14 protein-coding genes and 1 tRNA gene are annotated in these 17,999 nt (G+C 49.4%); 8 read left to right on the plus strand and 7 right to left on the minus strand.

Translation table 11 applies throughout. The features are described from left to right. Window positions 1–383: 383 nt before the first annotated feature. A complete protein-coding gene (gene leuA, locus ACLO87_RS15515) occupies window positions 384–2,063 on the minus strand; it encodes a 2-isopropylmalate synthase (protein ID WP_430224188.1) in 1,680 nt (559 codons plus the stop codon). Window positions 2,064–2,341: 278 nt separating this feature from the next. Between leuA and ACLO87_RS15520 the strand changes: the two genes are divergently transcribed. Beyond that, on the plus strand, window positions 2,342–3,151 hold the full coding sequence (locus ACLO87_RS15520) for an AraC family transcriptional regulator (RefSeq protein WP_430224189.1): 810 nt from the start codon (window positions 2,342–2,344) through the stop codon (window positions 3,149–3,151). Window position 3,152: 1 nt separating this feature from the next. Here ACLO87_RS15520 and ACLO87_RS15525 read toward each other — a convergent pair whose 3' ends face one another. Then, a complete protein-coding gene (locus ACLO87_RS15525; RefSeq protein WP_430224190.1) occupies window positions 3,153–4,373 on the minus strand; it encodes an MFS transporter in 1,221 nt (406 codons plus the stop codon). A gap of 106 nt (window positions 4,374–4,479) precedes the next feature. Between ACLO87_RS15525 and ACLO87_RS15530 the strand changes: the two genes are divergently transcribed. The 3 genes from ACLO87_RS15530 to mutS all read left to right on the plus strand — a co-directional run bounded on the left by ACLO87_RS15530 (window position 4,480) and on the right by mutS (window position 8,839). Next, window positions 4,480–5,268, plus strand: a complete 789-nt coding sequence (locus ACLO87_RS15530; RefSeq protein ID WP_430224191.1) for an AraC family transcriptional regulator — start codon at window positions 4,480–4,482, stop codon at window positions 5,266–5,268. 98 nt (window positions 5,269–5,366) lie between these two features. Then, window positions 5,367–6,008 carry a LysE family translocator gene (locus ACLO87_RS15535; protein ID WP_430224192.1) on the plus strand — a complete coding sequence of 214 codons (642 nt, stop codon included), beginning with the start codon at window positions 5,367–5,369 and terminating at the stop codon, window positions 6,006–6,008. Window positions 6,009–6,166: 158 nt separating this feature from the next. Further along, the gene (gene mutS / locus ACLO87_RS15540; RefSeq protein ID WP_430224193.1) at window positions 6,167–8,839 is read left to right on the plus strand and encodes a DNA mismatch repair protein MutS; all 2,673 of its coding nucleotides are present in this window, start codon (window positions 6,167–6,169) and stop codon (window positions 8,837–8,839) included. A 106-nt stretch (window positions 8,840–8,945) separates the two neighbouring features. On the opposite strand, the gene ACLO87_RS15545 is transcribed toward mutS, so the two are convergent. The 5 genes from ACLO87_RS15545 to ACLO87_RS15565 form a co-directional block, all read right to left on the minus strand. Beyond that, window positions 8,946–9,443 carry a hypothetical protein gene (locus ACLO87_RS15545; protein WP_430224194.1) on the minus strand — a complete coding sequence of 166 codons (498 nt, stop codon included), beginning with the start codon at window positions 9,441–9,443 and terminating at the stop codon, window positions 8,946–8,948. Between the two features lie 131 nt (window positions 9,444–9,574). Continuing rightward, on the minus strand, window positions 9,575–10,699 hold the full coding sequence (bamC, locus tag ACLO87_RS15550; RefSeq protein WP_430224293.1) for an outer membrane protein assembly factor BamC: 1,125 nt from the start codon (window positions 10,697–10,699) through the stop codon (window positions 9,575–9,577). A gap of 5 nt (window positions 10,700–10,704) precedes the next feature. Further along, on the minus strand, window positions 10,705–11,610 hold the full coding sequence (gene dapA / locus ACLO87_RS15555) for a 4-hydroxy-tetrahydrodipicolinate synthase (protein WP_135865881.1): 906 nt from the start codon (window positions 11,608–11,610) through the stop codon (window positions 10,705–10,707). Between the two features lie 83 nt (window positions 11,611–11,693). Next, on the minus strand, window positions 11,694–12,344 hold the full coding sequence (locus ACLO87_RS15560) for a site-2 protease family protein (protein WP_135865879.1): 651 nt from the start codon (window positions 12,342–12,344) through the stop codon (window positions 11,694–11,696). 76 nt (window positions 12,345–12,420) lie between these two features. Continuing rightward, window positions 12,421–13,047: an L-threonylcarbamoyladenylate synthase gene (locus tag ACLO87_RS15565; protein WP_135865878.1), complete on the minus strand. Its 627-nt coding sequence runs from the start codon at window positions 13,045–13,047 to the stop codon at window positions 12,421–12,423. Window positions 13,048–13,190: 143 nt separating this feature from the next. Here ACLO87_RS15565 and ACLO87_RS15570 point away from each other — a divergent pair. The 4 genes from ACLO87_RS15570 to ACLO87_RS15585 all read left to right on the plus strand — a co-directional run bounded on the left by ACLO87_RS15570 (window position 13,191) and on the right by ACLO87_RS15585 (window position 17,903). Next, window positions 13,191–13,266, plus strand: a tRNA-His gene (locus ACLO87_RS15570). Between the two features lie 312 nt (window positions 13,267–13,578). After that, window positions 13,579–15,156, plus strand: coding sequence for an SEL1-like repeat protein (locus tag ACLO87_RS15575; RefSeq protein ID WP_430224195.1), 1,578 nt, complete (start codon window positions 13,579–13,581; stop codon window positions 15,154–15,156). 290 nt (window positions 15,157–15,446) lie between these two features. Continuing rightward, window positions 15,447–15,734, plus strand: a complete 288-nt coding sequence (locus tag ACLO87_RS15580) for a DUF5339 family protein (RefSeq protein ID WP_430224196.1) — start codon at window positions 15,447–15,449, stop codon at window positions 15,732–15,734. 699 nt (window positions 15,735–16,433) lie between these two features. Beyond that, window positions 16,434–17,903: a phospholipase D-like domain-containing protein gene (locus ACLO87_RS15585; protein ID WP_430224197.1), complete on the plus strand. Its 1,470-nt coding sequence runs from the start codon at window positions 16,434–16,436 to the stop codon at window positions 17,901–17,903. The last annotated feature ends 96 nt before the right edge of the window (window positions 17,904–17,999 follow it).

Raw genomic sequence — 17,999 nt, forward strand, 5'->3', positions numbered from 1 at the left:
TAGGCTGCGAAAGTATTTTTTAATTTGTACACCAAATAAAAAAACACTTCCATCCGCCTTCCCTTCGTCGCTTGCCTAGGGGTTTGCTTTGGTAGTTGCTGTAGGAACACCCACTTCTGGAAAGTACACCCTGTAGTCTTGCAGCGAGTGCAAGATCCGCAGCAACTACAGATCGGCAATGAATGGCTGTAGCCTGCGCCTGATTAAGCAAGGGCAGTAAACCTATCAATAGCGGAATGCTCGGGGAGACGGAGAGGAAACTTTTTTGATTTGGTGTCTCAAATCACAAAAAGCTTTCCTGCAGTCTCCCCTGCACGTGCGATGAAATACGATAGTGACACATTAACAATGCCACAATGCATACCATCACCAGACTTCAGCAATTACGACAACTCAGGCACCGTCGCCACAAACCTATTCATCGCACTAAGCACTGCCTGAATAGAGGCCGTCACAATATTAGGATGCTGCCCTACCCCAAAGCGCGAACCAGGTACGCCCGGCCACACCACTTCAACAATAGCCATAGCCTGTGCATCGGCACCTGAACCCATACTGCGCTCTTCATAGCTGTCCAAACGCACTGGCAAACCTAAGGCGGCTACCGCTGCTGCAATAGGCCCGTTGCCTGCACCTTCTACGCTGACTCGTTGCCCATCTGGCCCCGTCATCTCCAAGACAATAGATTGCAAACCGGCATCAGTATCCTGCAACTTATGAGCGTGATACACATAGGCTGGTGATGACTGTTTACCACCCAAATAGCAGTGTTCAAACAGCGCCCACAACTGCGCACTGCTTAGCTCCGTTTCACCACTGTCAGCACGCTCTTGCACCACCGCACTGAACTCCACCTGCATACGGCGAGGCATGACCACGCCATAATCTCGCTGCAGCAAGAAAGCGATGCCACCCTTACCCGACTGGCTATTCACCCGTACGATGCTATCGTAAGTACGTCCTAAATCGTGCGGATCAATGGGCAGATACGGCACACGCCACAACGCATCGGTTTTTTGTGCAGCAAAGCCTTTGGCAATTGCGTCTTGGTGCGAGCCTGAAAATGCCGTAAACACCAAGTCGCCCACATAGGGATGGCGCGGGTGTATAGGTAACGCCGTGGTTTCTTCCACAATTCTGGCTACGGCCGAAATATCCGAAAAATCCAACTTCGGTGATATGCCTTGGGTGTACAAGTTCAACGCCAAGGTCACCAGATCCAAGTTACCGCTGCGCTCACCATTGCCAAACAAGCAACCTTCTACTCGCTCTGCTCCCGCTAACATGGCTTGTTCTGCACACGCCACACCGGTGCCTCGGTCATTGTGCGGATGCACGGATAACACCACATGTTCGCGTCGGTTCAAGTGTCTGTGCATCCACTCTATTTGGTCGGCAAACACATTGGGCGTAGCGACTTCTACAGTAGTGGGCAAGTTGATAATCATGGGGCGCGTAGGGCTTGCATCCCACGTTTCGATGGCGGTATTGCACATCAATAAAGACACCTCCAACTCAGCCATGCAGAAAGTTTCTGGTGAGTACTGCAATACCCACTCTGTTTCAGGATGCTGGTCTGTCAGCTCACGCAGCAACTGCACACTTTCTTGCACCATGACCTGAATTTGCGGGACTTCCATGTTGAACACTAACTCACGCCATGCTGGGGCAATGGCATTGTAGAAATGCACAATCACACGTTTAGCCCCTATCACGCTACGTACCGTTTCACGTATCAAATCAGGACGCAACTGCGTGATCACCATAGGGGTCACATCATCGGGGATTTTTTTATCCTCAATCAGATGGCGCACAATCTCAAAATCTGTACGCGACGCCGACGGGAAACCCACTTCTATTTCTTTAAAACCAATGCGCACCAGCTCATCAAACAAACGCAGTTTGCGTTCTCTATTCATGGGCTCGAACAAGGCTTGGTTGCCATCACGCAGATCCGTAGATAACCACACCGGAGCCTGCGTTAAGGTACGCTCTGGCCATTGGCGATCTGGCAAATTGATGGCGGGAAAAGCTTTGTATTTTTGGGCTGGATTACTCAGCATAAACACCTCAGGAAAATCAAATTCGATGATTTGCCTGACTCCCCTTGCTAGGGAAAAGCTAGTACGGTTGGGGCCACGGGGAATCAGGACAAGTCACGGTGCGCACAGCGACGCACTGACCCCAACCTAGTGTCAGGGAGCGTAGTAGTCGTAGGCTGTGTAGTACGTGAGGCATGGCGTAAAACCCAAAATCCATCCAAGGAATACACAGTGTAGGCTTGACCTGACTGTCTATCTACAGAAAAATAGACAGATTATTGTTCAAAATAGACAGCCCTATGGCGATGACTGTAGACGGCGGAATCGCCACGTTTCTAGACCTGAAGCACCACGAGCAAAGCTCATTACTGGTTACGGGCGTGCATGGGCATTACCCCGCTCAGACGCACGTTCCTGCACACCAGCATGATTGCTATCACTTGTTGTATGCCGCTGAAGGGTTGATGCGTGTAGAGGCTGACAGCGGCGAATGGTTGCTTCCCCCCACCACTGCGGTGTGGTTACGCCCGCAAACGGACCATGCGTTTTTTACCTATAGTCAGGTACGTGCGCACGGGTTGTTTATCAAGGCTGAAATCAGTAATCACCTGGCCGATCAAGACGCTGTGCTGCACGTGTCGCCACTGCTGCGAGAGCTAATCATTGCGTTGTCACAAGACTCTTTTACGCCCCCAACACTCTCGCGGCGTCATCAGCTACTGTCAGAATTACTGCTAGAAGAATTGCAGCAACAACAGCCTTTACCCTGCTATTTACCGTGGCCCGCAGACCCTACTATGGCCCAAGTGTGTGATGCCCTTACGGCCAACTTGTCGCACTCGTTTACGGCCAATGATTGGGCAGATCGCCTTGCCATGAGCAGCAAGAGTTTTCATCGACATTTTGAGCGCAGCACGGGCATGACCTTTGGACGCTGGCGTCAACAATGTAGACTACTGCACTCATTACCCATGCTATTGGATGACGCACCTATAGTCAGCGTTGCACTGACATGCGGTTATGAAAGTCACAGCGCGTACTCGGTCGCCTTCAAAAAACACTTTGGCGTGTCACCGTCTAGCTTTGTAGCGGCAACACGCCAAGCGTAGATTACTCTGCAGCGGCGACTGCAGTGTCAGCCGTTACAGCCTCGTCTTGTGGCAAATGAATGGCTCGGCCTGCCCCCATACCCAGCACGGCTTGCAGCACGCACAGCGCCATACACACATACAGCGGCACTTGCCAATTACCAACGGAATCGTGCAATGCACCCAGAATGATGGGGCCTGTTGCTGCCAACAAATACCCTATGCACTGTGCCATCCCCGACAAAGCAGCAGCTTGTGCTGTAGTGGCAGCTCGCATACCAATGAAAGACAGCCCCAAAATGAAGGTACCTGTCACACCAAAACCAAACACCGCTACCCATACCGTGGCAGCCACTGGAAACAGCACCAAGCCTAGCAAGCTCAACAATGACAAGCTCGCCATCGAGATCGCAATACCGCGTTGATCTTTAGAACGCTTTACCCAAGGCACCAACACCAACCCAGGAAAGGCGGTGGCCAACTGCATCAAACCGTGCAACGAGCCCGCTTGAGCTTGGCTATAACCCAAATCCACCAACATGGCGGGCAACCACGTTGCCACGGAGTAGTACGTCAACGAGGTAGTACCAAAGAACAAGCTCACCTGCCATGCCAAACCCATGCTCCATACGCTGCGTTTGGTAGTCTGTTTAGTGGTAGCGGTGGCTGGCTGAGCACGTACGGCTTTAAGTTGCGGCAACCAGATCAAGGCGCTTAGCAATGGCAACACCAAAAACACGCCTAACGACCATTGCCAATTCAGGCTTTGCGCCAACGGTACTACAACGGCCGAACCCGCTGCCGATGCCACACCCATGGTGATGGCGTACACCGCCGTCAGCGTCGTTATCTGTGTAGGAAAATCGCGCTTCAGCAAGCTAGGTAGCAAGGTATTACCTACCGCAATCCCCGCCCCCAAAATGCTGGTACCGGCATACAGCCCCCACAGCGACCCTGACGAACGCAACACAATGGCACCGCACATAATTAACAACGCCACAAACAAGGCGCGCTCTAATCCTATTTTTCGTGCCAATAACGGCGCAAATGGCGACACAACAAAAAAGCTCAACAGTGGCAAGGTAATCAATAACCCCGCCTCACTGGTGCTTAGCCCAAACACCGGTCGTAGGCTTTCCAGTAATGGGCCTACCGCGGTAAAGGGTCCACGCAAGGTGGTCGCGAAAAGTAAAATCCCCAGTACCAACCATGCCGACCGGGGAAGTTTAGAAAACACTGACATACAGAGATTCACTACATGTTGAATTAGCCAGCCTCTACGATAGCCCACCACGCCTTTTCTGAATTTACTTATAATGACTATTTATTGCTAAAAACGGTCAAAATCTATGAAAGACCCTCTGTATCAAGCTATGCAGAGCTTTGATCCTGATGCCCAGCCATACCCGGTCACTGCATTACGTGACCATGCACGCGAAGAATCTAGCGAACTACCCTTTCATCGCCACGATAAAGGGCAGTTGGTCGTTTCGTTACAAGGTGGCGTGATGTGTCAGGCTGAAGGCGGCATGTGGATGGTTCCGCCACGCTGTGGGGTGTGGATTCCCGGTGATATGCTGCACAGCAATCACATCACTGCCAACGGGCATGTCTACCTACTGTTTGTAGACCCTGCTATTAGTGGCTTACCTGAGCACTGTTGCACACTATCCCTAACCCCATTGGTCATAGAGCTGATCCGGCACATCGCCCATCTGGAGGATCCTAGCGACTTAAACCTACCGCATGAAAAGCAGCTCATCGCTGTCTTACTCGAAGAGCTGCGCCGCATGCAGGTAGAACAACTACACCTGCCCATACCCGAACATCCGGTATTACAACGCATTGCTCATGCACTCATACGCCATCCTGACAACCGCAGTACCGTTGCTCAATGGGCGGAACAAGTGGCGATGAGCGAGCGCACCTTGGCACGTTTAGTACAGCGTGAAACCCTCATGAGCTTTGGGCGTTGGCGTCAGCAATTACACATACTAATTGCCCTACAACAATTAGCAGCGGGTTCTAGTGTGCAACGCGTGTCGGATGCACTGGGATACGAGTCTGTCAGTGCTTTTATTACGATGTTTCGCAAAGCCTTGGGTAAACCACCGGGTCGCTATATTGCAGAACAGTAAGATGAGGCGAGAAGTCGCTACAACAGTGCATTTAAAACCTCTGCATCGTAGAATAAAGGCGTGCTATCGCCTAACAATCACAGCAATAAAGCCTAGTCATGTCTTTAGAATTACTACTGTTATTTATACCTGCCTGTTTTGCCTTAAACATGGCGCCAGGCCCCAACAACCTGCTTTCTGTCTCTAACGCTACTCGCTTTGGTTTTGGTGTCTCGTGCTTAGCAGGCATAGGCCGCTTAGTCGCCTTTGTAGGCATGATTGCTATTGCGGCGTCCGGTTTAGCCGTGGTGCTACAAACCTCGGCCATCGCCTTCACCGTCATCAAAGTAGTAGGTGCCATGTACTTGTTTTACTTGGCATGGCAATTGTGGCGTGCGCCAGTCAGCCAAATCCCCCAAGACGACAACCGCAGCACCAGTAAAAACTACAGCTTATGGAAACTGATGCGCCAAGAGTTTATGGTAGCGGCAGGTAACCCTAAAGCCATCTTAATCTTCACGGCTTTCTTGCCCCAATTCGTGAACCCTTCAGACGCCGCTGCCCCACAATTTTTGGTGCTAGGCAGTTTGTTTTTGGTATTGGAATGGATAGCCATCGCCGCCTACGCATACATGGGCGCGCATTTAGGTAAATGGTTCGCCGTGCCAGAACGCCAGCGCCGTTTTAATCGTGGTTGTGCGGCGTTGCTTGGGGCGGCGGGGTGTGGGTTACTACTTTCTAGAAATAGCGCAGCAACGTAATACCTCATCCACCTACGCGTGGATTGCATAGCCCACCCTTCCCACGCGACAATAGTCACTATGCACTACACTAGGGATCACCCTTTTACCTGCTACAGGTACTAGCGTGATCCCTTGCATTCTCTACACCCGTTTAGATAGGCACAGATAGCACCAACATGACCGACAAGAAACGTACGACTCCTGATACATCATTGCAAAGCAACACCACTCAAAACATTGATATTGAAGCCTTGGAGTTCTCGAATCACACGCCGATGATGAAGCAATACTTGCGTCTCAAGGCAGAGGCCGGTTCGCATCTGTTGTTCTACCGAATGGGGGATTTTTATGAGCTGTTCTACCAAGACGCCGAGCGTGGTGCGCGACTGCTAAACCTCACGCTGGCTAAACGTGGCTCGTCTAACGGCGAACCTGTGCCGATGGCGGGTGTGCCTTTTCATTCTATGGAAGGCTACTTAGCACGACTTGTCGCACTGGGTGAGTCCGTCGCTATTTGTGAGCAAGTGGGCGACCCAGCGACCAGCAAAGGCCCGGTAGAACGCCAAATTGTGCGTATTGTCACGCCCGGCACCCTAACCGACGATGCACTGCTACCTAGCAAAGCCGACCGTATTATTGCGGCCTTGGTACCGGGACGTAAAAACCGTCAAGATGTTATAGGTTTGGCATGGATGAACTTGGCTAACGGTGAATTTACCGTGAGCGAATGCCAACCCGATATGCTGGACTCTGAACTCAGCCGTTTAGAACCTGCTGAACTGGTCATGAGCGATAGCTGCCAACAAACGCTATCCAACCCGTATAGACTTAGCCGCGTGCCAGACTGGCACTTTGAAAGCACAGGCGCAGAACAAACACTGTGCACACATTTTTCTGTGGATAGTTTGTCGGCCTTTGGCTTGGATGACTACCCTGTAGCGCTGTGTGCGGCTGGTGCCCTGCTGCGTTATGTAAGCCACACTCAATCGCAAAGCCTAAACCACATCCATAAATTAAGCGTGCATCACAGTGGCGAGTTTGTGGTGCTGGATAGCGTGACGCGTAAGAACTTAGAGCTGACTGAAACCATTAGTGGTGAGACGTCCCCCACGCTGTTTTCCACGCTGGACCATTGCCAAACCCCAATGGGTGCGCGTTTGCTACGCCGTTGGCTGCACCACCCGCTGCGTAATAACGATGCGGTACTAGAACGCCAGCAAATCGTGTCATCGCTGCTCACTGGCGTACCTAGCCAGCACTTTCAGACGCTACACAAACTACTGCGTAACTTCCCCGATTTAGAACGTATTTCTACCCGTATCGCATTAAGCAGTGTGCGCCCGCGCGAGCTGGCTAGCCTACGCGATGCCCTGCAAGAACTACCTGCCTTTCATCAACTGTTGAGCCAGCATTTTCCTGCCACCCCAGCACTGGAACGGTTGACTCGTCAATTGCAGCTAGATCCAGAACTTGCCACTTTATTGCACCAGTCTATTGCACCTGAACCCGCCCTATTGGTACGTGATGGTGGCGTGATTGCGGATGGCTACGATAGCGAACTGGATGAGTTGCGATCACTTGCCAGTGATAACGGTGAGTTCCTGATGAAAATGGAACAGCGCGAACGTGAGCGCACAGGAATTTCTACCCTGCGTGTAGAGTTCAACCGTGTACATGGCTTCTTTATTGAGGTTAGCCGCGCTCAAGCCGACAATGTGCCCGAAGACTACCGTCGTCGCCAAACACTCAAAAATGCAGAACGTTTTATCACGCCCGAGCTAAAAGAGTGGGAAGACAAAGTACTCTCTGCTAAAGAGCGCAGTTTAGCCAAAGAGAAATTCCTGTTTGAAACGCTGCTGCAAACGCTGACCGATTTCACCGTTCCTTTGTCATTGGCGGCCTCTGCCTTAGCGGAAATTGATGCTCTGGCTTCTTTCGCCCATCACGCCTTGATGAATGACTGGGTAGCACCTGAGCTGAGCGATCAAACCGGTGTATGGATTCAAGCTGGCCGCCACCCCGTGGTAGAGCACAGCATTGAGCACTTCACGCCTAACCATTGTGATTTGCGCCACGACAGACGCTTGCTGCTGATTACCGGCCCTAACATGGGCGGTAAGTCCACCTACATGCGTCAGAATGCACTGATTGCGCTGTTGGCACGTACCGGCAGTTACGTACCCGCTACAGCGGCACGTATTGGCCCTGTGGACCGTATTTTCACGCGTATTGGCGCTGCGGATGACTTGGCTGGTGGTCGTTCTACCTTCATGATGGAAATGACCGAAGCGGCGGCTATTTTGGCCTCCGCCACCTCTCACAGCATTGTGCTGATGGATGAGATTGGTAGAGGTACATCTACCTACGACGGTTTAGCCTTAGCATGGGCTATTGCACATCGCTTGCTGACCCACAACCAAGCCCTCACACTCTTTGCCACGCACTACTTTGAGATCACACGACTGCCGGATAGCGAACCTGCCTGCGTGAACGTGCATTTGGCGGCGGCGGAATCCTCCCAAGGCATTGTGTTCTTACACGAGGTTCAAGAAGGCCCCGCCAGCCGTAGTTACGGTATTCAAGTGGCCCAACGCGCTGGTATTCCTATGGCGGTGATTAGACAAGCCATGCGCGAACTGAATCATCTAGAATCACAACACCCTAGCAATCAGTTAGATTTGTTCTCTGCTCCGGTTGCGGAAGATAACTTAGCAGCAGTAGCTAGTGTTGAAGATGAGCAAGCGCTAGAACTACAACGCCGCTTTAATGAACTGGATGTGGACAACTTAAGTGCACGTGATGCGTTGGACTTGTTGTACGACTGGAAGCAGCAGTTTCCACGTCAGTAAACAGAGATCACTAACATGAACATTGCCCTATACAGCAATGCCCATGCTCTGAATACTAAAAAGCCCCACGTACACACGCGGGGCTTTTTATATACGTAACGCGGTTTTAACCTAAAGGATCTGGCACGGTATGCTGCAATACCAGCAACTCATGGTTGGTAGCCAAACCGCTATGGCGTTCCGACGCTACAGAGACTTGCACCGTAGCATCGGCAATGGGATAGACCTTATTGCCTATATGCAAAGACGTAGGCATCGCTTGATCGCCGGATACATGCAAAACAGCAGAGCCGGTGAGCATATAGACTTCGCGTCTATTACCGTACTCCACCACATTGGCCTTAGCACCTGGTGACAGCTCTAGATAGGCAGCCCCTTCCCACGCGTGCGTCAGCGTTTTAGTGCCGGCATCAAGCTTAGTGGTAGAGAAACGTTCTTGCCATTGCAAACCCACATACGCCACCAGCACTGACGCCAACATAAAGCTGGCTACACATAACAACATACCCCAGCTACCCGGTTTAAGCACTTTGCGCAAAGCCCGATCCAAGCGAGATTGCTCTGCCTGATTCATCGTTACCGCCGAGAGATATGCACTAGTCATGTCCTGCCTCATCACCAATATTAAATGATATTCATTCTCATTATCTATAAGTTGAGAGGGATTGTCTAGCCTTTAGTGCAATAAAAAAAGCCCACCTGTTTGTAGGTGGGCTTTTACGAAAAACGTGCAGCTTATTTTCCGATATGGTTGGACAGTACCGTGATGATACGGCGAGCCGTATCGGTAGAGATGGTTTGGCCATCTTTGTCCAGCACAGTAACCACAGAGCCATTGCCCTGCGATACCACACGAATGCGGAATACCTGAGCTTCTGCCGTGTTACGGCCACCAAACATACGAGTAAAGATGTTGGCTTGCTCGATTTTCTCGCCAGTGTCGGAATCCAAGTAGCGAATGAAGTACTCACCGCTAGAACGATCACGATCTTCTAACGCAAAGCCTGCGGAATCAATCGCTACACCCACACGACGCCATGCGCGGTCGAACGGTTCGTTCAAACGCAAGAAAGCTTCGCTAGAAGTAGTGACGGTTTCTACGGCTGTACCGCGTTCTGTTTGTTCAGCTTGTGTCACTTTGGACTGAGCACGTTCTTGATCAGTACCCAAGTACACCATCAAGCGAGCCAACATAGCTGCGTTCAGGTTAGGATCCTCTTTACCGTATACCCACTTGAAGGTTGTACCGTCAGGTGTAGGAGTTTCTTCCATGTGCTGGTGACTGATGTAAATTTCAGTCTTGCCATCCACACGTTCCATACGGGTAGTAAAGCGCTCACGCTCGCCACTGTCGAACACTTGGTCCACGATGGCGCCCAACGCACTGCGAATCCAGCCTTCAGGAATCTTGGCACGGTTTTCAGCCCAGTCTGTTTGGATCACACCAGCGCGAGGATCTTGGCTACGAATCGTAAAGCCTTGTGTTCCCCAGAACTCAATCACTTCTGGGAAAATTTTCTCTGCGGGCATGTCCACAACCAGCCAGCGCAACTGACCATCGCGCTTAACCTCAATACCATCTGTTTGCGGCAGGATGTTGGAGCCACTGGAAGCAGCTTGTTGCTGCGCTTCACGTGACTGCATGTAGCTGCTGAAGCTGGTGCCTTCCGGTGCTTTGTAATGAGCATCGGCCTGAGCTTGTGTTAGATCAGGTGGAACGCTTAAAGGCTCACCGCGTACTGTACTTTTGTAATCTACGCTTTCTGCACCACCGGTAATTTCTTCCAGAGTGGAGCATCCACTTAGCGCTACAGCACCCAGGCCTACCGTCAAGGCGGCACAAATCTTGGTTAAACGCATTGTTCTCATGAAATCAGACCTGCATCCCTTAATGTTTGACGCAACATATCGTGAAACTTCTCGTTCAAGGGAGTCAATGGCAATCTGTAACCCAATTGCATTCTCCCCATTTCAGCCAGCGCCCATTTTACAGGGATAGGATTGGCTTCGATAAACAATTTGCTGTTTAGTTCGGCCAAAACCATGTTCAAGCGTCGAACTTCTGGCAAATTACCTGCTAAAGCGGCCATACACAGGTCGTGCATCATACGTGGTGCCACGTTGGCAGTCACAGAGATATTGCCTTTACCACCTAGCAGTATCAGTGCAGCAGCAGTAGCATCGTCACCGCTCAGCACAATGAATTCTTCTGGCTTGTCGCGCAGCAATGCGCTCAAGCGACCGATATTTCCAGTAGCATCTTTTACACCGATGATGTTTGGTACATGAGCCAAACGCACAATGGTGTCGTTGTCCATGTCAGCAACGGTACGGCCTGGTACGTTGTACAAGAAAGATGGCAGATCAACAGTTTCCGCAATTTTACGGAAGTGTTGGTACATACCTTCTTGAGTAGGCCTATTGTAGTAAGGCACAACGGACAAGCCAGCATCAGCGCCTACGCTTTGTGCGTGACGAGACAATTCGATGGCTTCAGCTGTAGAGTTCGCCCCTACACCAGCGATAACTGGGATACGGCCAGCAGCGTGCTTAACAGCGATGCTGATCAGTTCAGCATTTTCATCCATGCTGACAGTAGGCGACTCGCCTGATGTACCCACTACAACGATTGCATCTGTGCCTTCAGCCACATGCCAATCGATCAACTTTCGATACGCCTCGATATCCAACTGCCCATCCGGGAACATAGGGGTAACAAGCGCAACCATACTGCCTTGAAATACAGGCGTTGCATTCTCCGAGTTTGCCATAATCGAGGTTTTCTCCAGAATCAAAAAGCGGCACACATCTTACAACATAAAGATCATTGCAGTTTACAGGATTCACCGCAAAATCATAAGAACCAGCTCACCACTTTCTGCCCGAATGACAAAAATGGTGCTAAAGCGATGCCTAATACGTTAGTAAGCATCAATACAATCAAAATCAGCATGCCATATGGCTCGATGCGGCCATACTGATAGGCCCATTTATTAGGTAGCAAGCTAAATACTATCCTGCCGCCGTCTAGTGGTGGCAACGGAATCAGGTTCAGTGCCATCAACACCAAATTCACCCAAATACCGGCTATCGCCATACGTGGGAAGAAACCCGTGTGAAGCACACCGTTATCCAGCATCAAGCGCAGAGCAATAGCCCAACCTATAGCCATGACTAAGTTAGAGGCCGGCCCCGCTAATGCTACCCACAACATATCGCGTTTGGGCTGACGTAGCTTGGACCAATTTACTGGTACTGGCTTGGCCCAACCGAACAATAAACCAGCCCCACCCATCATGCTAGTAGTAAATAGTAAGAATAGTGGCACGGCAATCGTACCGATGGGATCAATATGGGGAATGGGGTTCAGCGTAATGCGCCCTGCCTGTGCTGCTGTGTTGTCGCCAAAGAAGCGGGCCACATAGCCGTGAGAGGCTTCGTGCAACGTAATCGCAAACAAAACAGGCAGAGCATAGACCGTAATGGTCTGTATTAAGTCATTCATGAAAAACCGTAGTTCAAAGCATTTTTGCCATTATTCACCAGAGTTGTGCACAAAAGCAAAAAAACTGCCTTAACTCTTACGATAAGCCTAATTTAGTAGGATCACCCGCCCCCACACGCACTACTACTGGTGTTTCGTCAGTCAGATCGATCACTGTAGTCGGTTGCATAGAGCATGCCCCCCCATCTACCACCGCTTCAATTTGGCCCTTGTAGCGTTTTTCAATTTCCGCCACGTCGTTTAGCGCTTCACTTTCCCCTTCAGGAATCAGCGTCGTGGACAACAGCGGTGAACCCACTTGATCAATCAGCTCGCGTACGATCTTGTTATCAGGCACACGTATACCAATAGTCTTACGTGAAGGGTGGGACACACGGCGAGGTACTTCTTTAGTTGCCTCTAGAATAAAGGTCCACGGACCAGGCGTAGCCATCTTCAACAAACGGTATTGGCTGTTCCCTACTTTGGCAAACGTACTAATCTCTGCCAAGTCTCGACACAACACCGTCAGGTTATGACGCTCATCCAAACCACGTACCCGTCGCAAATCTTCAGCAGCTGACTTATCGTCCAGACGCGCAACTACGGCATAGCTAGAGTCAGTTGGCACGGCTACTAAGCCGCCCTTAGCTAGGATCTGCGCCGCTTGAGCCAGAATGCGTCCTTGGGGATTTTCAGGATGAACAACAAATACCTGTGTCATAGTCAAACTCCTTTGTATAGGTCTGAACCACTATAGAGCAAAGCGCTGTTTCTCGCCAAACTCGTTAAACTTTATTTATTTTGCTGCAAACTTGTGCAAAAAATAAAAATGCTGCTATAATCATTTTTCTTTGCTACACAATGGTGGCCGTAGCTCAGTTGGTAGAGTCCCGGATTGTGATTCCGGTTGTCGTGGGTTCGAGCCCCATCGGTCACCCCAGATTCTTTCTAATTTTCATACACACAAAAGAAAAGCAATTTTTCATAATATGAAAGTTAGAACAAAAATAAATTTTAGAACTAAGACTGCATTTGGCAGTCTTTTTTTTCGTCTATTACACCCGTTTTACCGGCATTTAACAACGGACATTACAGACCGAAAAAAATGCTATACACGCTGTAACCTACTGCGCCGCTTTGTCATCTAGAAAGCTGAAGGGCAAACCGACACCAAACGTCACTTAACCGTGCTCATTAAGTTGCTATGATTGAGCCTTCTCGAATATTTGTTAAGCGACGACTGGATTTGATAATGAAAAAAACATGGGCGCAATCTTTCACTTACTTGCTACTCTTTTTGGGTATCAACTCCGCGTCTATAGCTGAGCCTATATCTTCTCTAACCCCCGAGAACCAAGAGCTTTTTAAGACTGCTCAACTTGAAGCAGAAAAGGGCAACCCTACCGCACAATACAATCTAGGCCAGCTTTATTACAAAATAAACGACTACGAAAAAGCACGTGATTGGTACGAGAAAGCGGCTGTACAAGGGCATACATCGTCGCAATTTAGCCTAGCGATTATGTACGACAAGGGTAAGGGTGTTCCTCAAAATGATACAAAAGCATTTGAGTGGTACAAGAAAGCTGCTGAGCAAGGAATGGCTGCTGCGCAATTTAACCTAGGGATTCTGTACGAAACGGGTCAGGGCGCTCCCCAAGACGACACTAAAGCGTTTGAATGGTACGAGAAAGCCGCCGAACAAGGCATTGCTCCAGCGCAATTTAACGTAGGGAATATGCTCCGTAATGGTCGTGGCGCTCCTAAGAACTATACAAAAGCTATTGAGTGGTACGAGAAAGCCGCCGCACAAGGGCATACAACTTCGCAGTTTAATCTAGCGATTATGTACGACACGGGCCAGGGCGTTTCTCAAAACGACACTAAAGCGTTTGAATGGTATGAGAAAGCCGCTGAGCAAGGATATGCACAAGCACAGTTCAACCTTGGTGTTATGTACAAAACAGGCCAAGGCGTTCCTCTAAACTATACAAAAGCGTTTGAGTGGTACAAAAAATCCGCTGAACAAGGGCATAGTTCCGCACAGCTCAATCTAGGGATTATGTACGACATTGGTCAGGGTGTTCCCCAGAACGACACTAAAGCGTTTGAATGGTACGAAAAAGCCGCCGAGCAAGGAATGGCTCAAGCACAATTTAACGTAGGTAATATGCTCCGCAACGGTCGCGGCGTTTCTAAAAACGATACTAAAGCTGTTGCTTGGTACGAGAAAGCAGCAGAACAAGGGGATGCTTCTTCACAGTTCAATCTAGCAACTATGTATGAAGCGGGCCAAGGCGTTCCTCTGAACTATACAAAAGCGTTTGAGTGGTACAAAAAAGCGGCCGAACAAGGGAATGCTTCTGCGCAGTTCAATCTAGGGATTATGTACGACGTTGGCCAAGGTGTTCAGCAAAATAATACAAAAGCACTTGAGTGGTTCGAGAAAGCGGCTGAACAGGGGCATGCTTCCGCACAGTACAACCTAGGGGTTATGTACGACACGGGCCAGGGTGTTCCTCAAAACGATGCGAAAGCGCTTGAGTGGTTCGAGAAAGCGGCTGAACAGGGATATGCCTCTGCACAGCTCAATCTAGGAATTATGTATCACAGTGGCCAGGGTACTCCTAAAAACGATACTAAAGCGTTTGAGTGGTTCGAGAAAGCGGCTGAACAGGGGCACGCCTCTGCACAGTTTAATCTAGGTGTTATGTACGACACGGGCGCAGGCACCCCTCAAAACAGAGCAGCCGCAAAAGAGCTTTTCAAACAAGCTTGTGATAATGGACACGCCACTGGTTGTAGTAACTACAACATCCTGAATAAATAAGCTTTCTGAGTAATTTATTTTCGCCTTAGTAGTGCACCAAAGCCCCTTAATGGGGCTTTTTCTTTGTCACCCCACACCCAAAACATCATAAGACGCCTCGCAGGCTAATCCTGCGACTCTCACCCTTTAGCAATGCATTACAGACATAAATCACTGACCAATACAGATACACTCCGTAACCCTTTGCCTTGATCAATTTTGCTTAAATTACACCCGTAAAAGTTTTAGGCTTTTACTGAGTCAATGTAAATCCATACAGAAACTCACTACTTATTAGAATCAGGTAATTTATGAAAAAAATAATTTTGGCAGGCGTTATTGCATCTATGTCTTCGGCTACTTTTGCTGCCGATATGTCCCAAGCATGCACAGACTACTACACAGCTGTGGATAAATACATCGAGCAAATCGCTTCTCACGACGCCATGAAAGGCCAAGTAGATATGATCAAAGCACAATACGATGATTCTAAAAAAATGATCGAATCCATGCCTAAAGATTCACAAGATGCAGCATGCAACGCCGCTAATGATGCGATGAAGCAAGCTGAAGAAATGATGAAAAGCATGGGTCACTAAGCTGTGATGCACTACATGCAGAAGGGGATTACTCTTTCTGCATGTGGTTCTTATAGCCACATCACCATATGCCATAAATACACTAATAATAAGAATCTATATTCCATCCAGATCTTTCCTGGCGACCTCCACACTTCCCCTATGCCGCAAGAGCACCGCCAACACTGGCCCAGCCTTGTGCGCACGACGCATCCTTCCCCCTCTACAGTAGAGCGCCTAACGCAATGAAAGCTATTGATTAATTTTTTCTATTTCTTAAGTATATTGATTAAAAACAAAAAAATTAAAAACCAAATCAAATACAAACAAATAGATAGTGATAAAAATAACAATAAATCAATAATTAATTATCACCAATTACTCAATACTCAATACTCAATACTCAATACTCAATACTCAATACTCAATACTCAATACTCAATACTCAATAAGTTAGAAAACCATCACCCCCTAAGTTCCCCTACTTAGCAGTGCTAAGAAAATGTATTCCCGCATACCAAAACACGCTTACTACGGAATCCTTACCTTTGCTACGGCCTAGGCTTGCTAAAAGAACGACGCTTATACTGACAATCCTCTATGGTGTTTACCTAAGTCCACAATTCTGTGCCTTAACACACTGGTATAAATCACCACTTTCTTATACCCTGTACGACTTAGGTTCTTCACTCACACTCCCGTAGGTCTGCGCTGGCATCCATGCAACAACACATTTCTACCCTGCACGAATTCCTGTCTGAGTACTGGCCACATATCGTTCTAACCTTTAGCGTACTCGTTAGTGCATCCGCTGCCGTTCACGCTGCTATGAACAAAAACGATGTGCGTGCCGCCATTGGGTGGGTGGGGGTGATCATCATGTCACCGTTACTAGGACCTTTGCTTTACCTCATTGCCGGTATTAACCGTGTACGCCGCAGCCAAATCTATGAGCAGCGCGACAAAACCTTCAAACAATTCATCAGTTACCCCGAACCTCCTGTATCTGACATAGAAAGTTGTGCCGGCATACAGTTCCGTTCACTACACATCTTGGGCGACAGGGTAAGCCGCTTTCAACTGCGTAATGGCAACCATGTGCGCTTATTAGCCGGTGGTGATGAGGCCTACCCAGCTATGCTAGAGGCCATTCGTAATGCCAAAAGCACCATCGCCATGCAGTCATACATTTTTGACAATGACCACATTGGCCGTATTTTTATTGACGCTTTAGCCGAAGCGCATCAGCGCGGCGTCAACATACGCGTGCTGATTGATGCGGTAGGTGCCAAATATTCGCACCCTCCTATTACACGACTGCTGCGCAAACACCAGATTCCTCATGCACTGTTCATGACCAATCCACTGGGTTTCATGCGTATGCCTTACGCCAACTTGCGTAGCCACCGCAAACTGCTGATTGTGGATGGTACGCATGCCTTCGCAGGCGGTATGAATATACGCGAAGGCTTCATGACAGAGTTTGGCAAAGAAAACACCGCTAAAGATACGCATTTCAGCATTGAGGGCCCGGCTATTTTGCAGTTGTTCTCGTCATTTGCGCACGACTGGGAGTTCACCACCAAAGAAGAACTCCCCTATGCAGACTGGTGCGTGAAAGAATGGAATGCCCCGCAGCCACATGTGCCTGCACGTTGCATACGCTCAGGCCCTGACCGCTTTATTGGCAGCAACCACCATATGCTGCAAGGCGCTTGTGCAGTAGCGACTCGCCATATTCGTATTCAAAGCCCGTATTTCTTGCCTGACCAAGTGCTGATGGGAGCCATCAACACCGCTGCCCGCCGAGGCGTGCAAGTGGATATAGTGATCCCAAAAAATAACAACCTGCGTTTGGTGGGTTACGCCATGATGGCGCAAATAGATCAGCTCATACGCGCTGGCTGCCGCGTATGGATGGCTACAGGCACCTTCAATCACTCTAAACTGGCAACAGTAGATGGCCAATGGAGTTATGTGGGCTCGTCGAACATGGACCCACGCAGCTTACGGCTGAACTTCGAGTTGGACTTGGAAATTTACGATACTGACATTACTGGCCAAGTTTCCAATCTGATTGATAATGAAATCGAGACTGCTGAAGCTCTCACGCTGGAACACCTGCAGAACCTACCTTTCCACAAGCGTTTGCGTAACAGAGTGATCTGGCTAGCCAGCCCTTATCTGTAAATCACCACGAGCAGGCACTAGCCTGCTCTTTTTCTTTACCCTTCTCTCTTTCTACTAGCAAATAGTAAAACCTTGTGCTGTATAGACTTGCACAGC

Origin of the sequence: Paenalcaligenes sp. Me52, from assembly GCF_050487965.1 — a bacterium.
Classification (GTDB): domain Bacteria; phylum Pseudomonadota; class Gammaproteobacteria; order Burkholderiales; family Burkholderiaceae_B; genus Paenalcaligenes.